General features: G+C 72.4%; 16 protein-coding genes and 1 tRNA gene. 7 read left to right on the plus strand and 10 right to left on the minus strand.

Annotated features, from left to right (window positions below; genetic code table 11):
- Positions 1-27: 27 nt before the first annotated feature.
- From IE207_RS19980 to IE207_RS19990, 3 genes are all read right to left on the minus strand, one after another.
- Complete coding sequence (locus IE207_RS19980) at positions 28-1,491, minus strand: PP2C family protein-serine/threonine phosphatase (RefSeq protein WP_190185606.1); 1,464 nt, start codon at positions 1,489-1,491, stop codon at positions 28-30.
- Positions 1,492-1,638: 147 nt separating this feature from the next.
- Positions 1,639-2,139, minus strand: coding sequence for an FHA domain-containing protein FhaB/FipA (locus IE207_RS19985; RefSeq protein ID WP_190185607.1), 501 nt, complete (start codon positions 2,137-2,139; stop codon positions 1,639-1,641).
- A gap of 10 nt (positions 2,140-2,149) precedes the next feature.
- On the minus strand, positions 2,150-2,980 hold the full coding sequence (locus tag IE207_RS19990) for an FHA domain-containing protein (protein ID WP_190185608.1): 831 nt from the start codon (positions 2,978-2,980) through the stop codon (positions 2,150-2,152).
- A 292-nt stretch (positions 2,981-3,272) separates the two neighbouring features.
- On the opposite strand from IE207_RS19990, the gene IE207_RS19995 reads away from it, so the two are divergent.
- From IE207_RS19995 to IE207_RS20010, 4 genes are all read left to right on the plus strand, one after another.
- Positions 3,273-3,355 (plus strand) — tRNA-Leu (locus IE207_RS19995).
- 695 nt (positions 3,356-4,050) lie between these two features.
- Positions 4,051-5,487: a DUF2252 domain-containing protein gene (locus tag IE207_RS20000; RefSeq protein WP_190185691.1), complete on the plus strand. Its 1,437-nt coding sequence runs from the start codon at positions 4,051-4,053 to the stop codon at positions 5,485-5,487.
- A gap of 142 nt (positions 5,488-5,629) precedes the next feature.
- The gene (locus IE207_RS20005) at positions 5,630-6,463 is read left to right on the plus strand and encodes a J domain-containing protein (RefSeq protein WP_190185609.1); all 834 of its coding nucleotides are present in this window, start codon (positions 5,630-5,632) and stop codon (positions 6,461-6,463) included.
- A gap of 80 nt (positions 6,464-6,543) precedes the next feature.
- The gene (locus IE207_RS20010) at positions 6,544-6,888 is read left to right on the plus strand and encodes a rhodanese-like domain-containing protein (RefSeq protein WP_190185610.1); all 345 of its coding nucleotides are present in this window, start codon (positions 6,544-6,546) and stop codon (positions 6,886-6,888) included.
- 22 nt (positions 6,889-6,910) lie between these two features.
- Here the strand turns inward: IE207_RS20010 and IE207_RS20015 are convergent, their stop codons facing one another.
- The 6 genes from IE207_RS20015 to paaA all read right to left on the minus strand — a co-directional run bounded on the left by IE207_RS20015 (position 6,911) and on the right by paaA (position 12,013).
- Complete coding sequence (locus tag IE207_RS20015; protein WP_190185611.1) at positions 6,911-8,053, minus strand: acyl-CoA dehydrogenase family protein; 1,143 nt, start codon at positions 8,051-8,053, stop codon at positions 6,911-6,913.
- A gap of 117 nt (positions 8,054-8,170) precedes the next feature.
- A complete protein-coding gene (locus IE207_RS20020; protein ID WP_190185612.1) occupies positions 8,171-9,343 on the minus strand; it encodes a 2Fe-2S iron-sulfur cluster-binding protein in 1,173 nt (390 codons plus the stop codon).
- Entirely contained in the window at positions 9,344-9,871 is a 528-nt protein-coding gene (gene paaD / locus IE207_RS20025; protein WP_190185613.1) for a 1,2-phenylacetyl-CoA epoxidase subunit PaaD, read from the minus strand.
- Positions 9,865-10,626, minus strand: a complete 762-nt coding sequence (gene paaC / locus IE207_RS20030; RefSeq protein ID WP_190185693.1) for a 1,2-phenylacetyl-CoA epoxidase subunit PaaC — start codon at positions 10,624-10,626, stop codon at positions 9,865-9,867. Before paaC ends, paaD begins: the two co-directional genes overlap by 7 nt.
- 8 nt (positions 10,627-10,634) lie before the next feature.
- A complete protein-coding gene (gene paaB / locus IE207_RS20035; protein WP_190185614.1) occupies positions 10,635-10,919 on the minus strand; it encodes a 1,2-phenylacetyl-CoA epoxidase subunit PaaB in 285 nt (94 codons plus the stop codon).
- Positions 10,916-12,013, minus strand: coding sequence for a 1,2-phenylacetyl-CoA epoxidase subunit PaaA (gene paaA / locus IE207_RS20040; protein ID WP_229873832.1), 1,098 nt, complete (start codon positions 12,011-12,013; stop codon positions 10,916-10,918). Before paaA ends, paaB begins: the two co-directional genes overlap by 4 nt.
- A 135-nt stretch (positions 12,014-12,148) precedes the next feature.
- On the opposite strand from paaA, the gene IE207_RS20045 reads away from it, so the two are divergent.
- The 3 genes from IE207_RS20045 to IE207_RS20055 are packed head-to-tail and all read left to right on the plus strand — an operon-like array spanning position 12,149 to position 14,790.
- Positions 12,149-12,823 carry a DUF5819 family protein gene (locus IE207_RS20045; RefSeq protein WP_308433630.1) on the plus strand — a complete coding sequence of 225 codons (675 nt, stop codon included), beginning with the start codon at positions 12,149-12,151 and terminating at the stop codon, positions 12,821-12,823.
- The gene (locus IE207_RS20050; protein WP_229873833.1) at positions 12,808-13,962 is read left to right on the plus strand and encodes an HTTM domain-containing protein; all 1,155 of its coding nucleotides are present in this window, start codon (positions 12,808-12,810) and stop codon (positions 13,960-13,962) included. The genes IE207_RS20045 and IE207_RS20050 overlap by 16 nt, the downstream gene beginning before the upstream one ends.
- A 57-nt stretch (positions 13,963-14,019) precedes the next feature.
- Positions 14,020-14,790 (plus strand): TrmH family RNA methyltransferase, encoded by a 771-nt coding sequence (locus IE207_RS20055; protein WP_190185616.1) that lies wholly within the window; start codon positions 14,020-14,022, stop codon positions 14,788-14,790.
- Here IE207_RS20055 and paaN read toward each other — a convergent pair.
- A complete protein-coding gene (gene paaN, locus IE207_RS20060) occupies positions 14,787-16,469 on the minus strand; it encodes a phenylacetic acid degradation protein PaaN (RefSeq protein ID WP_190185617.1) in 1,683 nt (560 codons plus the stop codon). The genes IE207_RS20055 and paaN overlap by 4 nt on opposite strands.
- Positions 16,470-16,507: the final 38 nt, after the last annotated feature.

The raw sequence follows: 16,507 nt of genomic DNA on the forward strand, positions 1-16,507 counted from the left end.
TGGCAGGCCCCCTGTGCCCGCGTGTGGCTAGGGCTTTTCGCACTGGCCGGCCAGCTGCTGCTCCGCGGGAGTCAGGCCGGGGCCGGGTGTCGGGTTGTTCTGCGCCTCGGCGGCGCGGCGGGCTTCGTCCTTCTTGCAGGCGGACACCTGGGCGCCGAGCTCGTCGATCTTCTTGCGGGCTCCGTCGAGGCTGCCTTCGCCGATCGTGGCCTGGACCTGCTTGCGCTTGAAGGACGGCAGGTACTTGAGTTCGATGTCGGGGTGGTCCGTCTCCACCTGCGAGAGGTGGATCCAGGCGAGGTTCTGGCTGATGCCGCGGTACAGCGCGACGTGATCGTCCTTGACGCCGACGTAGAACTGGGTTTGGGTCCAGCGGTGCCCGGCGTACACGCCTCCGCCGATCACGCCCGCGACGAGCAGCAGGATCAGGGTCCGGCCGGTCCACCTGCGCCCTTTGCCGCGGCGCCTGCGCGGCTTGTCGTAGGTGTCCTCGTAGCCGGATTCGGTGTCGTAGGCGCCGCTGTCGGCGTCGCCGAAGCTTCCGTAGCCGCCGCCCTGGCTCTGGTCGGGGTATCCGTAGCCGGGGTTGTCGCCGCTGCCGGGAGGGCCGAAGGCGCCCGCGGGCGGGGCGGCCGGGCGGCCGAGACCCGAGGCCCGGCCGGCCGGGGTCTGCATGGCGTTGCCGTCGAAGAGCTGGTGCTGGTTCTCGGCGACCGCGCCGACGACCACCGGGGTGTCGTTCAGCTGGGCGGCGAGGGTGTCGCCGCTGTCGGTGTCGAGGACGTCGGCCACGATGCAGGTGATGTTGTCGGGGCCGCCACCGCGCAGGGCGAGCTGGATCAGGGACTGCACGGTCTCGTGCGGGCCGTGGTAGTCGGCGAGGGTCTCCTCCAGCGTCTGGTGGGAGACGACGCCGGACAGCCCGTCGGAGCAGATGAGGTAGCGGTCGCCGGGACGGACCTCGCGGATGGACAGGTCCGGCTCGACGATGTCGCCGCTGCCCAGGGCCCGCATGAGCAGCGAGCGCTGCGGGTGGGTGGTGGCTTCCTCTTCGGTGATGCGGCCCTCGTCGACGAGGCGCTGCACCCAGGTGTGGTCCTGGGTGATCTGCGTGAGGACGCCGTCGCGCAGGAGGTACGCGCGGGAGTCGCCGACGTGGACGAGGCCGAGGCGCTGGCCGGTCCACAGCAGGGCGGTCAGGGTGGTGCCCATGCCCTCCAGCTGTGGGTCTTCCTCGACCATGGCGCGCAACTGGTCGTTGGCGCGCTGCACGGCGACGCTGAGGGCGGTGAGGATGTCGGAGCCCGGGACGTCGTCGTCGAGCTGCACGAGGGTGGAGATCACCTCGGAGCTGGCGACTTCGCCGGCGGCCTGGCCGCCCATGCCGTCGGCGATCGCGAGGAGGCGGGGGCCGGCGTAACCGGAGTCCTCGTTGCCTTCGCGGATCATGCCCTTGTGCGATCCGGCGGCGAACCGCAGGGACAGACTCATGCGCACCTGCCCTGTCGACGCTGCCTCCGGGTACAACCGGTCTCGACGAGCCACACTGCCCACCCTCCGGTCGGGAGCGCGCGCGGGTCCGTGTCCCCGGTGGGACGGGCCGCCGCGGCTCGCTCGCTCCGCTCGCTCATTCTCGTACTACTTCCGCAGCTCGATGACGGTCTTGCCGATGCGGATCGGGGCGCCCGGCGGGATGGGCGTCGGGGTGGTCAGCCGGGTCCGGTCGAGATAGGTCCCGTTGGTGGACCCGAGGTCCTCGACGATCCACTGGCCGTCGGTGTCGGGGTAGATCCTGGCATGACGGCTGGACGCGTAGTCGTCGTCCAGCACGATCGTGGAGTCGTGGGCGCGGCCCAAGGTGATCGTCTGCCCGGACAGGGCGACCGTGGTACCCGTGAGGGTGCCCTCGGACACGACGAGTTTGGTGGGCGCCCCGCGGCGCTGCCGCTGCTGCGGGGGCGCGCTCTGGCGCCCCGTCTGCTGCGGGGCACCGCCTGCGCCGCCGCCGCGGCGGGAGCCGCGTTGCGTGACTCTCGTGCCGAAGAGGTCGCTGCGGATGACCTGGACGGCCACGATGACGAACAGCCACAGAACGGCCAGGAAACCCAACCGCATGACCGTCAGGGTCAGCTCTGACATTGCCCCCGCTTCACCCTTCGGCTTGCCGGTAAATGATGGTGGTGCTGCCCACGACGATCCGCGAGCCGTCGCGGAGCGTAGCGCGGGTGGTGTGCTGCCCGTCCACCACGATGCCGTTGGTGGACCCGAGATCCTGGATCGTCGGGGGCGTTCCGGTCCGGATCTCACAGTGCCGGCGCGATACGCCGGGGTCGTCGATCCGCACATCGGCCTCGGTGCTTCGGCCGAGTACGAGCGTGGGGCGCGAGATCTGGTGGCGGGTGCCGTTGATCTCGATCCAGCGGCGCGTGGTCCCGGGGGCGCCCGGTCCCGGTCCCGGCCCGGGACCGCCGCGGCGCGCGGCGGGACCGCCGGGCGGCGGGGCGCTCGGCATGGGCGGGGCGGCGACCGGGGGGTACCCGTAGCCGCCCTGCTGCGCGCCCTGGGGCGCCTCGCCCTGCCCCTGGGGGCCGCCCGGCTGGGAGGTGCTGGAGGCGAGGGTCCGACTGCGGACGCGGTAGAGACCGGTGTCCAGGTCGTCGGCCTTCTCCAGGTGCACCTTGATGGGGCCCATGAAGCTGTAGCGCTGCTGCTTGGCGTAGTCGCGGACGAGGCCCGCGAGCTCGTCGCCGAGCTGTCCGGAGTAGGGGCTCAGGCGCTCGTAGTCGCCGGAGCTGAGTTCCACGATGAAGTCGTTGGGGACGACGGTCCGCTCGCGGTTCCAGATGGTGGCGTTGTTGTCGCACTCGCGCTGGAGGGCGCCGGCGATCTCCACCGGCTGGACTTCGGACTTGAAGACCTTGGCGAAGGTGCCGTTCACCAGACCTTCGAGTCGCTGCTCGAACCGCTTCAGAACTCCCATGGGGCACCTCCTCCGTCGTTGTCGCCCTGTACTGCTTACTGATCGTATCCACGCGTGGCGGATTCGGGTGGTTCCCCTCCGGTCGCATACCCAGGAGTGTTGGTCCTCACAAGGATCGTAGGGGCGCTCCAAGGACAGTGTCCCGCACCGGGAGCGGAGTGCGGGAGGGGACCGTCGTGGCGGTGGTGGCGGGTGGTCGGAAAGCGATGTGATTGCACCCCGTCCGACGTGCTAATGTTTCGACGTCGCCAGGGGAACGGCCCGAAAGGGAAGAACCGCTGGGGAGCTGCTCGGGCGAGTGGCGGAACGGCAGACGCGCTGGCTTCAGGTGCCAGTGTCCTTCGGGACGTGGGGGTTCAAATCCCCCCTCGCCCACTGAGGACGCCGATGAAACGGTGTTCTTGGCAACGACGAAACGGTCGTCATCGTGAAAACGATGGCGGCCGTTTTGCTTTGCCCTGCGACGGCTCGTGTGGTGCCTGCATCGCGCTGAGGGCGAGTCAGGCGCCGAAGTGCCGGTGACGTACGTCATGGCCGGGGCGTGCGCCGCAGATGCGCGTCTGGTGGTGTGGGCGGTGGCCGGGGTGGATCTCGTCGTCGAAGTCGTTGTCGACGCGATGGTCCCGGCCGCGTTCCGGGTGCTGCACCTGTTGTGGGTCGGGTGCGCCCTCGTGCTCTGCGCGATGACCGTCCGTGCGCCGCACCTGTTGGACGGGCGGGTACTGCGGCTGCGGACCGGGCCGTTCAGGGGGCTGTGCCTGCCGCTGTCGGAGGTGGTGGGGGCGCGGGCCGAGCACGGGCTGGCCGTCGGGCACGGGCTGCGGCGGGGTGGGAGCGTCAGGGCCCGGAGGGTGCGGTTCTGTGCCGACCGGCCGGCCGCGGCCGCGCGGCTGATCAGGCAGGCGGCGGGACGGGCCGCCGTACGTGAGCCGGACCGGGGCCCGGGCCGGAGCGTGAGAACCCGGTGCGGGGCGCCCTGCTGGTCAGGGGTGCCGGGCAGTCGATACGGTCAGGCCGAATCATTGATGTTGGCCGAGAAGTACGGCAGTTACGGGTGGGGGGCGGCACGCATGGTGGCGGTACCGGCGGAGCAGGCAGTGGGGGCGGAACCGGCGACGGGAGCCGGACGGATACCGCGGGTCGCCGGATTCGCGCCGCGGGTCGTGGCGGGCTCCGCCAAGGAGACCGGCAGGGCGCTGCGGGCACGCGTTCCGCGCTCGGCGCACGCGCGGTTCGAGGCCCCGGCCGGACGGCCGGACGCCGTGCGCGCCGTCGAGGAGTCCAACGTCGGACGGGTCGCGGAACTCACGCCGATCCGCGTGGGCCGCATGGCCGCGAACCCGTTCGCGTTCCTGCGGGGCGCGGCCGGTCTGATGGCGCACGACCTGTCCGGCGGCCCGGTGACCGGCGTCGGCGCGCAGATCTGCGGTGACGCGCACGCGGCGAACTTCGGTCTCTACGGGGACGCGCGCGGCCGGCTCGTCATCGACCTGAACGACTTCGACGAGACCGTCTTCGGGCCGTGGGAGTGGGACGTGAAGCGGCTGGCGACCTCGCTGGTGCTGGCCGGCCGGGTGGCGGGGGCGGACGAGGACACCTGCCGGGCGGCCGCGCTGGACGCGGTGGGCGCATACCGGCGGACCATGCGGCTGCTGGCCAAGCTGCCGGCGCTCGACGCGTGGAACGCCATCGCGGACGAGGAACTGGTCTCGCACACCGATGCCCGGGACCTGCTGGGCACCCTGGAACGGGTCTCGGAGAAGGCCCGCAACAACACCTCGGCCCGGTTCGCGGCCAAGTCGACGCAGGCCGGTCCCGACGGGTTCCGGCGCTTCGTGGACGCGCTTCCGGTTCTGCGCCGGGTCGGCGACGACGAGGCGGCTGCCGTGGCCGCCTCGCTGGGCCCCTACTTGCACACCTTGCAGGGCGACCGGCTGCCGCTGCTGGCCCGGTACGCCATCCACGACGTCGCGTTCCGCGTGGTGGGCACCGGGAGCGTGGGCACCCGCTCGTACGTGGTGCTGCTGCTGGACCACCGGGGGGAGCCGCTGGTCCTCCAGGTGAAGGAGGCGCGGCCTTCCGTGCTGCTGCCGCACCTGCCCGCGCTGGGCTTCCACGCGCCGCAGGAGGAGCACGAGGGCCGCCGGGTGGTGGCCGGACAGCAGCGCATGCAGGTGGTGTCCGACATCCTGCTGGGCTGGACCACCGTGGAGGGGCGCCCCTATCAGGTCCGCCAGTTCCGCAACCGCAAGGGCAGTGTGGACCCGGCGGCGCTCGCCCCCGAGCAGATCGACGACTACGGACGGATGACCGGCGCCCTGCTGGCCCGGGCCCACGCACACAGCGCCGATCCGCGGGTGCTCGCGGGGTACTGCGGAAAGAACGAGGAGCTGGACGAGGCGATGGCCGCCTTTGCCGTGGCGTATGCGGACCGGAGCGAGGCCGACCACGCCTATCTGGTGGCGGCGGTCCGGTCTGGCCGGATCGCGGCCGAGTTCGGCGTCTGAGGGTAGGGGCCCGTCCCTCTCCGGGGCACTGCGGGCGGCGGTGGTGGAGCGGGGCGACGGGGGACGTTTCACGTGAAACCAGTGGATGTTTCACGTGAAACACGCAGCGTCCACCGGGGCGGACGGGCCTTAGGCTGGCCGGGTGAGCGAGCACACGGAGCAGACAGTCCCCCAAGAGCCCGCCGACTCCGGCGACGAGCGGCCCGAGGCCCGGCTTGACCGGGCGGTGCGTGCCGCGGAGCAGGCGCTGATCGAGTTTGAGATCGCGGTGGAGACCTTCCGGGTGGAGGTGGAGAACTTCTCCAGGCTGCACCACCAGAAGCTCGGCCCGATGTACTCGCGGCTCGACGAACTGGACGCGCTGATCGCCGAGGCGAAGGCGGCGCGGACCGGTGATCCGGAGGATCTTCGGCGGGCCCGCGATGCGCGGTCGCTGGTGATGCCGATGCCCGGCGTCGACGAGCTGTTCCACGACTGGATGGGCTCCGACGGGATCTCCGACGACGCCGCCGCGATGCTCACCGACCGTACCGTGCGGCCGCCGGAGCGGGTGCGGCCCTCGGAGGAGGTCCGCAGGCTGTACCGCGAGCTGGTGCGCAAGGCGCATCCGGACCTCGCCCAGGACGAAGCCGAGCGCGCGCGGCGGGACGCGTTCATCTCCCGGGTCAACGCGGCGTACGCGCGGGGCGAGGAGACCCTGCTGCGCGAGCTGGCGGAGGAGTGGGCGGCGGGCCCGGCGCCGGAGTCGGCCCGGCCGAGCGAGAGCGACGAGCTCTATGCGCGGCTGGAGTGGCTGGCGCGGCGCAAGGAGCTCTTGGCGGCGGTGGCGCGGGAGCTGGAGGAGAGCGCGATCGGATCGATGCTGCGGATGGCTCCGGACGACCCGGACCGGCTGCTGGAGGAAATCGCGGAGCAACTGCTGGCGCAGGTCTCCGAGCGTGAGACGGAACTGGCGGGTCTGACCGCGGGGCAGTGAGGCGCGACGGCTCGGGCGGGTGGCGCGTATCTGGGCCGGTATAGGTTGGGATCCGGATCTGTGACGAGAGAAGGCGACGTATGAACTTCGGACCGCTTCCCTCGGTGGGCGCCGCCGAGGTGCCCTCCGAAGGCTTTGTCCTGGACGTCCGCGAGGACGACGAATGGGCGGCCGGGCATGTCGAGGGCGCACTGCACATCCCGATGAGCGACTTCGTGGCCCGCTTCGGCGAGCTCACCGAGGCCGTCGAGGACGGCGGCCGGGTGCACGTGATGTGCCGTGTGGGCGGCCGTTCCGCGCAGGTCACCCAGTACCTCGTCCGCCAGGGCATCGACGCCGTGAACATCGACGGCGGGATGCAGGCCTGGGACGGCGCCCGGCGCCCGATGGTCAGCGAGAGCGGGAACCCGCCCTTCGTCCTCTGAGCCGGGCTCGGCAGCGCGCCGGTCAGGCGAGCGGGTGGGCGGCCAGAAGGTCTCCCAGGGCCTCCTCGTGCGCGGCGGCCGGTCCGAGCTGGAGTTCCAGTTGCTTGGCCCAGGCGTGGTAGCGGTGGAGCGGGTAGTCGGTGTCGGCGCCGAAGCCGCCGTGCAGGTGCTGGGCGGTCTGCACGACCCGGCGTACGCCCTCGGAGGCCCAGATCTTGGCCACCGCGACATCACCGGAGACCGGCAGCGGGCCCCCCGCGCCCGCTGCCGCGCTCTCCAGCCTCCAGGCCGCCTGCCAGAGGGTGACCTCCATGGCGCGCAGGTCGATGTACCGGTCCGCGGCCTGCACGGCGACGGCCTGGAAGGTGGCGACGGGGAAGCCGAACTGCTCCCGCTTCCCCGTGTACTGGCTGGTCATGCTCAGGACGGCTTCGCCGAGGCCGAGTGCGAGGGCGCAGGTGCCAGTCGCCAGCAGCCGGTGGAGCAGGTCCCAGGCGGCCGGGTCGGTGATGAGGTGCGTGCCGGGCACCCGCACCCCGTCCAGGGTGAGGCGGGCGAGCCGCTCCCCGCTGGTGGAGTACTGGTCCGCGAGGGTCAGCCCCTCGGTGACACGGGAAACCAGCGCGAGGACCGCGGCTCCCTCCCCGGCGTGGGCGGGGACGGCGATCCAGTCGGCGTTCTGCGCCCAGGGGACGGAGGTCTGCACCCCGCTCAGGACCCACCCCGAGCCGTCGGGGCTGGCGGTCACGGCGAGTTCGGCCGGATCGTGGCCGGTGCGGCCGTGCGCGGCGGCGGTGAGGACGACGGTTCCGCGGCCGGCTCCGGGAAGCAGGGCGGCGGCCAATTCCCGGCCGCCGTGGGCCTGGACCGCCATGGCGGTGGCGCAGTGCTCCAGCAGTGGTATCCGGGCCAGCACCTTCCCCGCCTCGCGCAGCACCAGGCACAGGGCGATGGCGCCGAGCCCGGCTCCGCCGTGTTCCTCGGCGAGGACCAGGCTCAGCAGGTCGGATCCGGCGAGACGGGCCCACAGCGGCCGGTCGAAGTCGTCGGCCACCGCTCCCGGGGTGAGCGCGGGGCTCGGGACACCGTCGGGCGAGACACCCGCGAACACGGCCTTGGCCGCTTCGACGGCGGCCTGCTGCTCCTCGGTGAAGGTGAAGTCCACTGCCAGTCCTCCCGGGTGCCCACCGGACCGTGCCGGTTCACGTCCTGCGCCGATCTGACGGAGCGTCAAGATAGAGCAGTGCCGTTGAAAAGCACAGCCTCCGCGAGGGCCGACCGGTCAGCGGTCGAAGTCGATCTCCACTTCCTCCGTCATCGCGTGGGACTGGCAGGCGAGCACGAACCCGGCCTCCGTCTCCTCCGCCTCCAGCGCGAAGTTGCGGTCCATCCGCACCTCACCCGACACCAGGAACGCCCGGCAGGTCCCGCAGACCCCGCCCTTGCAGGCGTAGGGGGCATCCGCGCGGTTGCGCAGTACGGCATCCAGCAGGGACTCCCCGTCCTGGACCGGCCAGGTGCCCGACCGGCCGTCGAGACGGGCGGTGACCCGGCCCCGGGAGGCGACGGCCGAAGGGGCCCGCCCGGCGGCGGCCTGGGGCGCGCTGTCCTCGGCCCCCTGGGGCGCGGTGTCCTCGACATGGAATATCTCTTCGTGCACCCGGCCCCGTACGACACCGAGGGCGTTCAGCGCCCGCTCCGCGCCCTGCACCAGACCGTACGGGCCGCACAGGAACCACCCCGTCACCTCCGCGACGGGCAGCAGCGCCGGCAGCAGGGCGCTCAGCCGCTGCTCGTCCAGCCGCCCGGACGGCAGTCCGGCCTCCTGCTCCTCCCGGGACAGCACGGTGACGAGCTGGAACCGGTCCGGGTAGCGGTCCTTGAGGTCCGCGACCTCCTCCAGGAACATCGTCGAAGCCGCCGTACGGTCACTGCGCACGAGGCAGAAGCGGGCGTCGGGACGGCCCGCCAGCAGGGAGGCCGCGATCGACAGGACGGGGGTGATCCCGCTGCCGCCGACGATCGCCGCGTAGTGCGCGGCCGCCGGCGCCGTGGCCGGGTCCAGGACGAACCGCCCGGCCGGGACCATCACGTCGAGGACGTCTCCGGCGGCGATCTCCTTGTGGGCGAACGTGGAGAACTCGCCGCCCTCCACGAGTCGCACGCCGACCCGCAGCAGTGAGGGACCCGCCTCGCCCGGGGCCGGGGAGCAGATCGAGTAGGTGCGGCGGACCTCGGAGCCCTCGGGGGTGCTGCGGCGCAGCGTCAGGTGCTGGCCCGGCGCGTGCCGGTACTCGGCGCGCAGTTCCTGCGGTACCCGCAGCGTCAGGGCCACCGAGTCGTCGGTGAGCCGGTCGACCGCCACCACCGTGAGGGCGTGGAAAGCGCCGTGGCGCGCGGGACGCGGCGCCCCCGCCGGGGACGACTGCGTGGGCGACGGCGGCGGCACGGCCATTTACAGCTCCTTGAAGTGGTCGAACGGTTCACGGCAGGCGACGCAGCGGCGCAGCGCCTTGCACGCGGTGGAGGAGAACCGGCTGAGCAGTTCGGTGTCGGTCGACCCGCAGTGCGGGCAGCGGACCGACAGCGTCAGCGGGACCGGGCCGCCCGCGGCGTGCGGGCGGGGCGGGGCTATGCCGAACTCGGCGAGCTTGCGCCGGCCCTCGGCGCTGATGTCGTCGGTCGACCAGGCCGGGGCCAGCACGGTGGTCACCCGCACCTCGGGGATGCCGTGCCCGGTCAGGGCCTGGCGGATGTCGGCCGACATGGCCTCGATTGCCGGGCAGCCGGTGTAGGTGGGGGTGAGGAGGACCTCGGCGTGGCCGTCCTCATGCATCCGGACCCCGCGCATGACGCCGAGCTCGGCCAGGGTGAGGACGGGCAGCTCCGGGTCCGGGACGGCGCCGGCCAGCTCGGCCAGCTCCGCCTCCAGGCGGGTCGTTCCGGCGTCCGTTCCCGTGCCGGGTGCCGCGTCGGTCACCATGACGCCCCCGGATGGCTGCGGTGCAGGTGCTGCATCTCGGCCAGCATCCGGCCGAACGGTTCGGTGTGCAGCCCCTGCCGGCCGGCGCCGGCGGCCCAGGCTCCCGTCCGTGGTCCTTCGGGCAGGGTGAGCCCGGCGCGCTCCAGGACCGCACCGACCGTGGCCAGCCAGCGCTCTTCCAGGGCGGGCCACTCGACGCCTTCGAGGCCGTCGACCGGCTGGAACATCTCGCCGGTGTACTTCCACAGCTCGTCCAGCGCGGCCCGCATCCGGGCCCGGCTCTCCTGCGTGCCGTCGCCGAGCCGCAGCGTCCACTGCTCGGCGTGGTCGCGGTGGTACGCGGTCTCCTTCACGGCCTTGGCGGCCAGAGGCGCGAACGGGCCGTCGCCCGCGGCCAGTTCCGAGTACAGCTCGTGCTGGTAGAACGAGAAGTAGAGCTGCCGGGCGATGGTGTGGGCGAAGTCGCCGTTGGGCCGCTCGACCAGCTGGAGGTTCCGGAAGGAGCGCTCCTCGCGCAGGAACGCCAGCTCGTCCTCGTCGCCCGCCATGGACAGCAACAGGCGCGCCTGACCCAGCAGATCGAGGGCGATGTTGGCCAGGGCCACCTCTTCCTCCAGGACGGGGGCGTGCCCCGCCCATTCGCCGAGGCGGTGGGAGAGGATCAGCGCGTCGTCCCCAAGGGCCATGGCGGCCGACCGAACAGGATCGGTGCCGGTCGCGGCGGTCGCGGCGGTGCCGGTGGCATCGCTGGTCATGTTGCTGGTCACAGGTGGCGCACCCCCTCGGGGATGTCGTAGAAGGTGGGGTGCCGGTAGGGCTTGTCGGCGGCCGGGGCGAAGAACGGGTCCCGCTCGTCCGGCGAGGAGGCGGTGATCTCGGTCGAGGGCACCACCCAGATCGAGACGCCTTCGCTGCGCCGCGTGTAGAGGTCACGGGCGTTGCGCAGGGCCATCTCCGCGTCCGGGGCGTGCAGGCTTCCCGCGTGCGTGTGCGAGAGGCCGCGCCGCGAGCGGACGAACACCTCCCACAGCGGCCAGTTCTGCGTCATGCCTGTGTCTCCTCGTGGTTCGTCGCCGGGTGTCCGGCGGGCTCTGCGGTGGTGCCGTCCGCCGGGCGGGCGGCCGGCCGGTCTGCCTGCCGCGCGTGCTTCGCCGCGTACGCCGCGGCCGCGTCCCGTACCCAGGCGCCTTCCTCGTGGGCCGTGCGCCGCTGGCTGAGGCGCTGTTCGTTGCACGGGCCGTTGCCCTTGAGCACGTCCCAGAACTCGGCCCAGTCGATGGCGCCGAAGTCGTAGTGCCCGCGCTCCTCGTTCCACTTGAGGTCCGGGTCGGGCAGGGTCAGCCCCAGCGACTCGGCCTGGGGCACGGCGATGTCCACGAAGCGCTGACGCAGCTCGTCGTTCGAATGGCGCTTGATCCGCCAGGCCATCGACTGCGCCGAATGCGCCGACTCCCCGTCCGGCGGGCCGAACATCATCAGCGAAGGCCACCACCACCGGTCCACGGCGTCCTGGGCCATGGCGTGCTGGGCCTCGGTGCCCTTCGACAGGGCCAGGAGCAGCTCGTACCCCTGGCGCTGGTGGAAGGACTCCTCCTTGCAGATGCGGACCATGGCGCGCGCGTACGGACCGTACGAGCAGCGGCAGATCGGCACCTGGTTGGTGATGGCCGCCCCGTCCACGAGCCAGCCGATCGCGCCGACATCGGCCCAGGTCAGGGTGGGGTAGTTGAAGATCGAGGAGTACTTCTGCTTCCCCGAGTGGAGCTTGTCGAGCAGCTCGTCACGGCTCGTTCCGAGGGTCTCGGCGGCGCTGTACAGGTAGAGGCCGTGCCCGGCCTCGTCCTGGACCTTGGCCATCAGGATCGCCTTGCGGCGCAGCGAGGGCGCACGGGTGATCCAGTTGGCCTCGGGCTGCATGCCGATGATCTCGGAGTGGGCGTGCTGGGCCATCTGGCGGACCAGCGAGGCGCGGTATTCGTCGGGCATCCAGTCACGCGGCTCGACGCGCTCGTCCGCCGCCACGGCGGCGTCGAACGCGGCCGCGAGCTGCGCGCCGAGATCGCCGATCTCGCCGTGCCCCGGCTGCGCGGGACCCGTGCCCGGGCCTGCTTCCTGCCCAGATTCCGGGGTCACTGTGACCATCCCGGCCCCCTGTCAGAGTCTGCTTTCCGCCCGACCGACCGATCGTTCGGTTCATCCTCTTCAATGGTGAGACGACGGCCCGTAGGGTGTCAACCTCTGTGGGCAACCCTGTGGACGCCGGACGATCGGGACGCGATGGATTCGAACGAGGGAAAGCTCGCGGAACGGGCCGTTCCGCTGCCCGTCACGGCGCCCCGCGCCGCCGGGATCGCCGGCCTGTCCACCCCGTACCGCGTGCTCGCGGCGGTGGCCCTCGGCGCGATCGCCGTGGCCGCCTGCGCACACCTGGCGCTCGTCTTCCTGCACGTCGCGCCGTCCAACACGGTCAGCAAACGGCACGCGGCGACCGTCGACAGCTGGATCTACCCCGAGTTCGAACAGAACTGGAAGCTCTTCGCGCCCAACCCGCTCCAGCAGAACATCGCGGTCCAGGTACGGGCCCAGCTGCGGACGGCCGGCGGCGAGCTCACCACCAGCGACTGGCGCGACCTGTCGGCCGAGGACGGCGCGGCCATCCGGCACGACCTGCTGCCGAGCCACACCCGGCAGAACGAGCTCCGGCGGGCCTGGGACTTTTTCACCGGCTCGCACGACGACGACAACAAGCCGAACGGCGAACGCGGCGCCCTCTCGGAGGCCTACCTGCGGCGGATCGCCCTGGACCGCCTGGCCGGGTGGCAGCGCGGCGGTGAGCGCATCGTACGGATCCAGCTGCGCTCGGCGACGACGGCCGTTGCGGCGCCGAAGTGGAGCGCCGAACGCACCGACACCCAGACGTACTACCGGGAGCTGCCGTGGTGGACCCTCTGAGGGCGCGGGCCGCGGCCGAGCGGGGCCTGGCGAGGGTCACCGGGGAGGCGCTGGGCCCGTACCAGAGCGCGGTCGTACGGATCGGCTTCGCCGGGACGTGGCTCTTCTTCCTGCTGCGCGAGTTCCCCAACCGGCACGAGCTGTACGGGCCGGACGGGCCCTGGAGCTGGGCGCTCGCGAAGCGGCTGATCGCCACGAACCACGCGTTCACGGTGCTGATGTGGTCGGACGCGACATGGTGGTTCGAGGCCGTCTACGTCGTCTCCGTGCTCGCGAGCGCGCTGCTGGTGCTGGGCTGGCGGACGCGGGCGACGTCCGTGGTGTTCATGGTGGGCGTGCTCTCGCTCCAGAACCGCAGCGTGTTCATGGGGGACGGCGGCGACAACGTCATCCACCTGATGGCGGTCTACCTGGTGCTGACGCGGTGCGCGCAGGTGTGGTCGCTGGACGCGCGGCGGACCGAGCGGGGCGGGGCAGGCCCGGCGGGGCCGGTGCTGTGGGGCGTGCTGGGCGCCGTGTTCGGCTACGGGGCGCTGGCCGGGCGGTTCGACGCGCTGTGGGCGGCGGCGTTCGGGGCCCTGTGGGTGGGCGCCGGAGTGTGGTGGCTGGCCGGGCGGTACGCCCCCGAGGGGGAGGGACGGGCGCTCCTCGACGTCCTGGCGAACCTGCTGCACAACGCGGGGATGCTGGTGATCATGGCGGAGGTGTGCCTGATCTACGCGACGGCCGGCTGGTACAAGATCCAGGGGTCCCGCTGGCAGGACGGGACGGCGCTGTACTACCCGCTGGGGCTGGACTACTTCACCCCGTGGCCGGGGCTGTCGGCGCTGCTGGCCGGCAGCGGGACGGTGGTGATGCTGCTGACCTACGGCACGGTGGCGGTGCAGGTCGCGTTCCCGTTCACGCTGTTCAACCGCCGGATCAAGAACGCGCTGCTGGCGGTGATGATGCTGGAGCACCTCGGGATCGCGGTGGTGCTGGGGCTGCCGTTCTTCTCGATGGCGATGATCGCGGCCGATGCGGTGTTCCTGCCGACGGGGTTCCTGGTGTGGCTGGGAGCCCGGGTGGCGCTCGTACGGGTCCGCCGCGGCCGGACCGGGCCGGTGGCGGTGGCCGGGGCGGGAGCCGTCGGGCGTTGACGGCACGGGACCCCGTCGCTGCCGGCCGGCGGCGGGCAGGGCCGTAGGGTCGGCGGTATGAGTGAGCAGCGTGGTGGGGGCGATGGGGTTGCGCGGGCCTGGCGGGAGGCCGCCGGGCGGGAGGACCTCGTGCTCCTCGACGGGTTCCACGCGCTCAAGCACGCCCTGCGCTTCGGCGCCGACGTCAGGGCCGTGATCGCCGACGACCCCGCCGCCGTGCGGGCGCTCGCCGCCGAACTGGCCCCGGACGTGGAGGCGCAGGTGGCGCGCCTGGCAGGCCAGGCGGAGCTGCGCACGCTGCTGGGCCGCGTGCACCCCACCGGGGTCGCGGCCCTGGCGGTCAGGCCCGATCGCGCCGAAGGGCGGGCCCGGCTGGAGCGGATGCCCCGGCCCGCGCCGGTCGTCGTACTGGACAACCCCCGCAACCTCGGCAACGTCGGAGCGGTCGTCCGGCTGGCCGCCGGCTTCGGCGCCACCGGCGTCGTCACCCGGGGCGACCTCGACCCCTGGCACAGCAACGTGGTCCGCGCCGGAGCCGGACTGCACTACGCCACGACCGTCGACCGGGTGGAGATCGACACCCTGCCCCCCGGGCCGCTGTACGCGCTCGACCCGGAGGGTGAGGACATCCGCGCCCTCACCCTCCCCGACGACGCCCTGCTCGCCTTCGGCTCCGAACGCCACGGCATCTCACCCGAGCTGCTCGCCCGGGCCGACCACCTGGTGTCCCTGCCGATGCGGCCGCAGGTGTCCAGCTACAACCTGGCCACCAGCGTGGCCATGACCCTCTTCCACTGGGGCGGGCCCCACGACGCAGACCGGGCTTAGCCCTGGCGGCGGACCTCCACCACGCGGAAGCGGTTCGCGACGAACGCGCCGTCGCACAGCGCCGCGTTGGCCGCGGGGTTGCCGCCCGAGCCGTGGAAGTCGGAGAACGCCGCGGTCTGGTTCACGAAGACCCCGCCGGTCAGGTTGAGCGACAGCTGCGCCGACTCCTCCAGGCAGACCTCCTCGATGGCCCGCTCGGTGTCCGCGGACGTCGTGTACGCGCCGACCGTCATCGCGCCCTTCTCCCGGACCGTGCGCCGCAGCAGTTCCAGCGCGTCAGCCGTGGAGTCGACCGCCACCGCGAACGACACCGGGCCGAAGCACTCCGACAGGTACGGCGCGGAGTCGTCCGGCTTGGAGCCGTCGAGCTTCACCATCACCGGGGTACGGACCACCGCGCCCGGGAACTCCGGGTTCGCGACCTCCCGCGAGGCCAGCGCCACCTCGCCCAGCCCGGCCGCCGCCTCCAGCCGGGCCTTGACGTCCGGGTTGACCAGCGCGCCCAGCAGGGCGTTGGCGCGGGCGTCGTCGCCGAGCAGGCCCCCGACGGAGGCGGCGAGGTCGGAGACGACCTCGTCGTACGTCTTGTGGCCGGCGTCCGTCTCGATGCCGTCGCGGGGGATCAGCAGGTTCTGCGGGGTGGTGCACATCTGGCCGCTGTACAGGGACAGCGAGAACGCGAGGTTCGACAGCATGCCCTTGTAGTTGTCGGTGGAGTCGACGACGACGGTGTTGACGCCCGCCTTCTCCGTGTACACCTGCGCCTGACGGGCGTTGGCCTCCAGCCACTCCCCGAAGGACGTCGAGCCGGTGTAGTCGATCAGCTTGATCTCGGGGCGCAGCGCGAGCGTCTTGGCGATGCCCTCGCCCGGACGCTCGACCGCCAGCGCGACCAGGTTCGGGTCGAAGCCGGCCTCGGCGAGGACCTCGCGCGCCACCCGCACCGTCAGCGCCAGCGGGAGCACGGCGCGCGGGTGCGGCTTGACCAGGACCGGGTTGCCCGTGGCCAGGGAGGCGAAGAGGCCGGGATAGCCGTTCCAGGTCGGGAAGGTGTTGCAGCCGATCATCAGGGAGATGCCGCGCGGCACGGCGGTGAAGCTCTTGCCGAGCTGCAGCGGGTCCTTCTTGCCCTGCGGCTTCGACCAGTCCGCCTGCGCCGGGACGCGGGTCTGCTCCTCGTAGGCGTAGGCGATCGCCTCCAGGCCGCGGTCCTGGGCGTGGGGACCGCCCGCCTGGAACGCCATCATGAAGGCCTGGCCGCTGGTGTGCATGACCGCGTGCGCGAACTCGTGCGTCCGCGCGGAGATCCGGGAAAGGATCTCGATGCAGACCAGCGCGCGGGTCTCGGGACCCGCGTCACGCCAGGCGCCCATGCCGGCCCGCATCGCGGGCAGCAGCACGTCGGGGTCGGCGTGCGGGTACTCGACACCGAGTTCGGGGCCGTACGGGGACACCTCACCGCCGGTCCAGCCGTCGGTGCCGGGCTGGTCGAGGTCGAACCGGGTGCCGCGGACGGCTTCGAACGCCGCGAGGCCGTCGGCCGGGGCGTTCTCCCCGTAGGCCTTGGGGTGCTCGGGATGCGGGGACCAGTACGCGCGGCTGCGGATGGCCGCGAGCGCCTGGTCCAAGGTGGGCCGGTGCTTCTCGGACAGCTGGTGGACGGTGGGCTCGGCGGCCATCAGGGACCAACTCCTCGTTGAGCCGGGCGGGATCATGC

Origin of the sequence: Streptomyces cirratus (assembly GCF_014650775.1) — a bacterium.
GTDB classification, from domain to species: domain Bacteria; phylum Actinomycetota; class Actinomycetes; order Streptomycetales; family Streptomycetaceae; genus Streptomyces; species Streptomyces cirratus.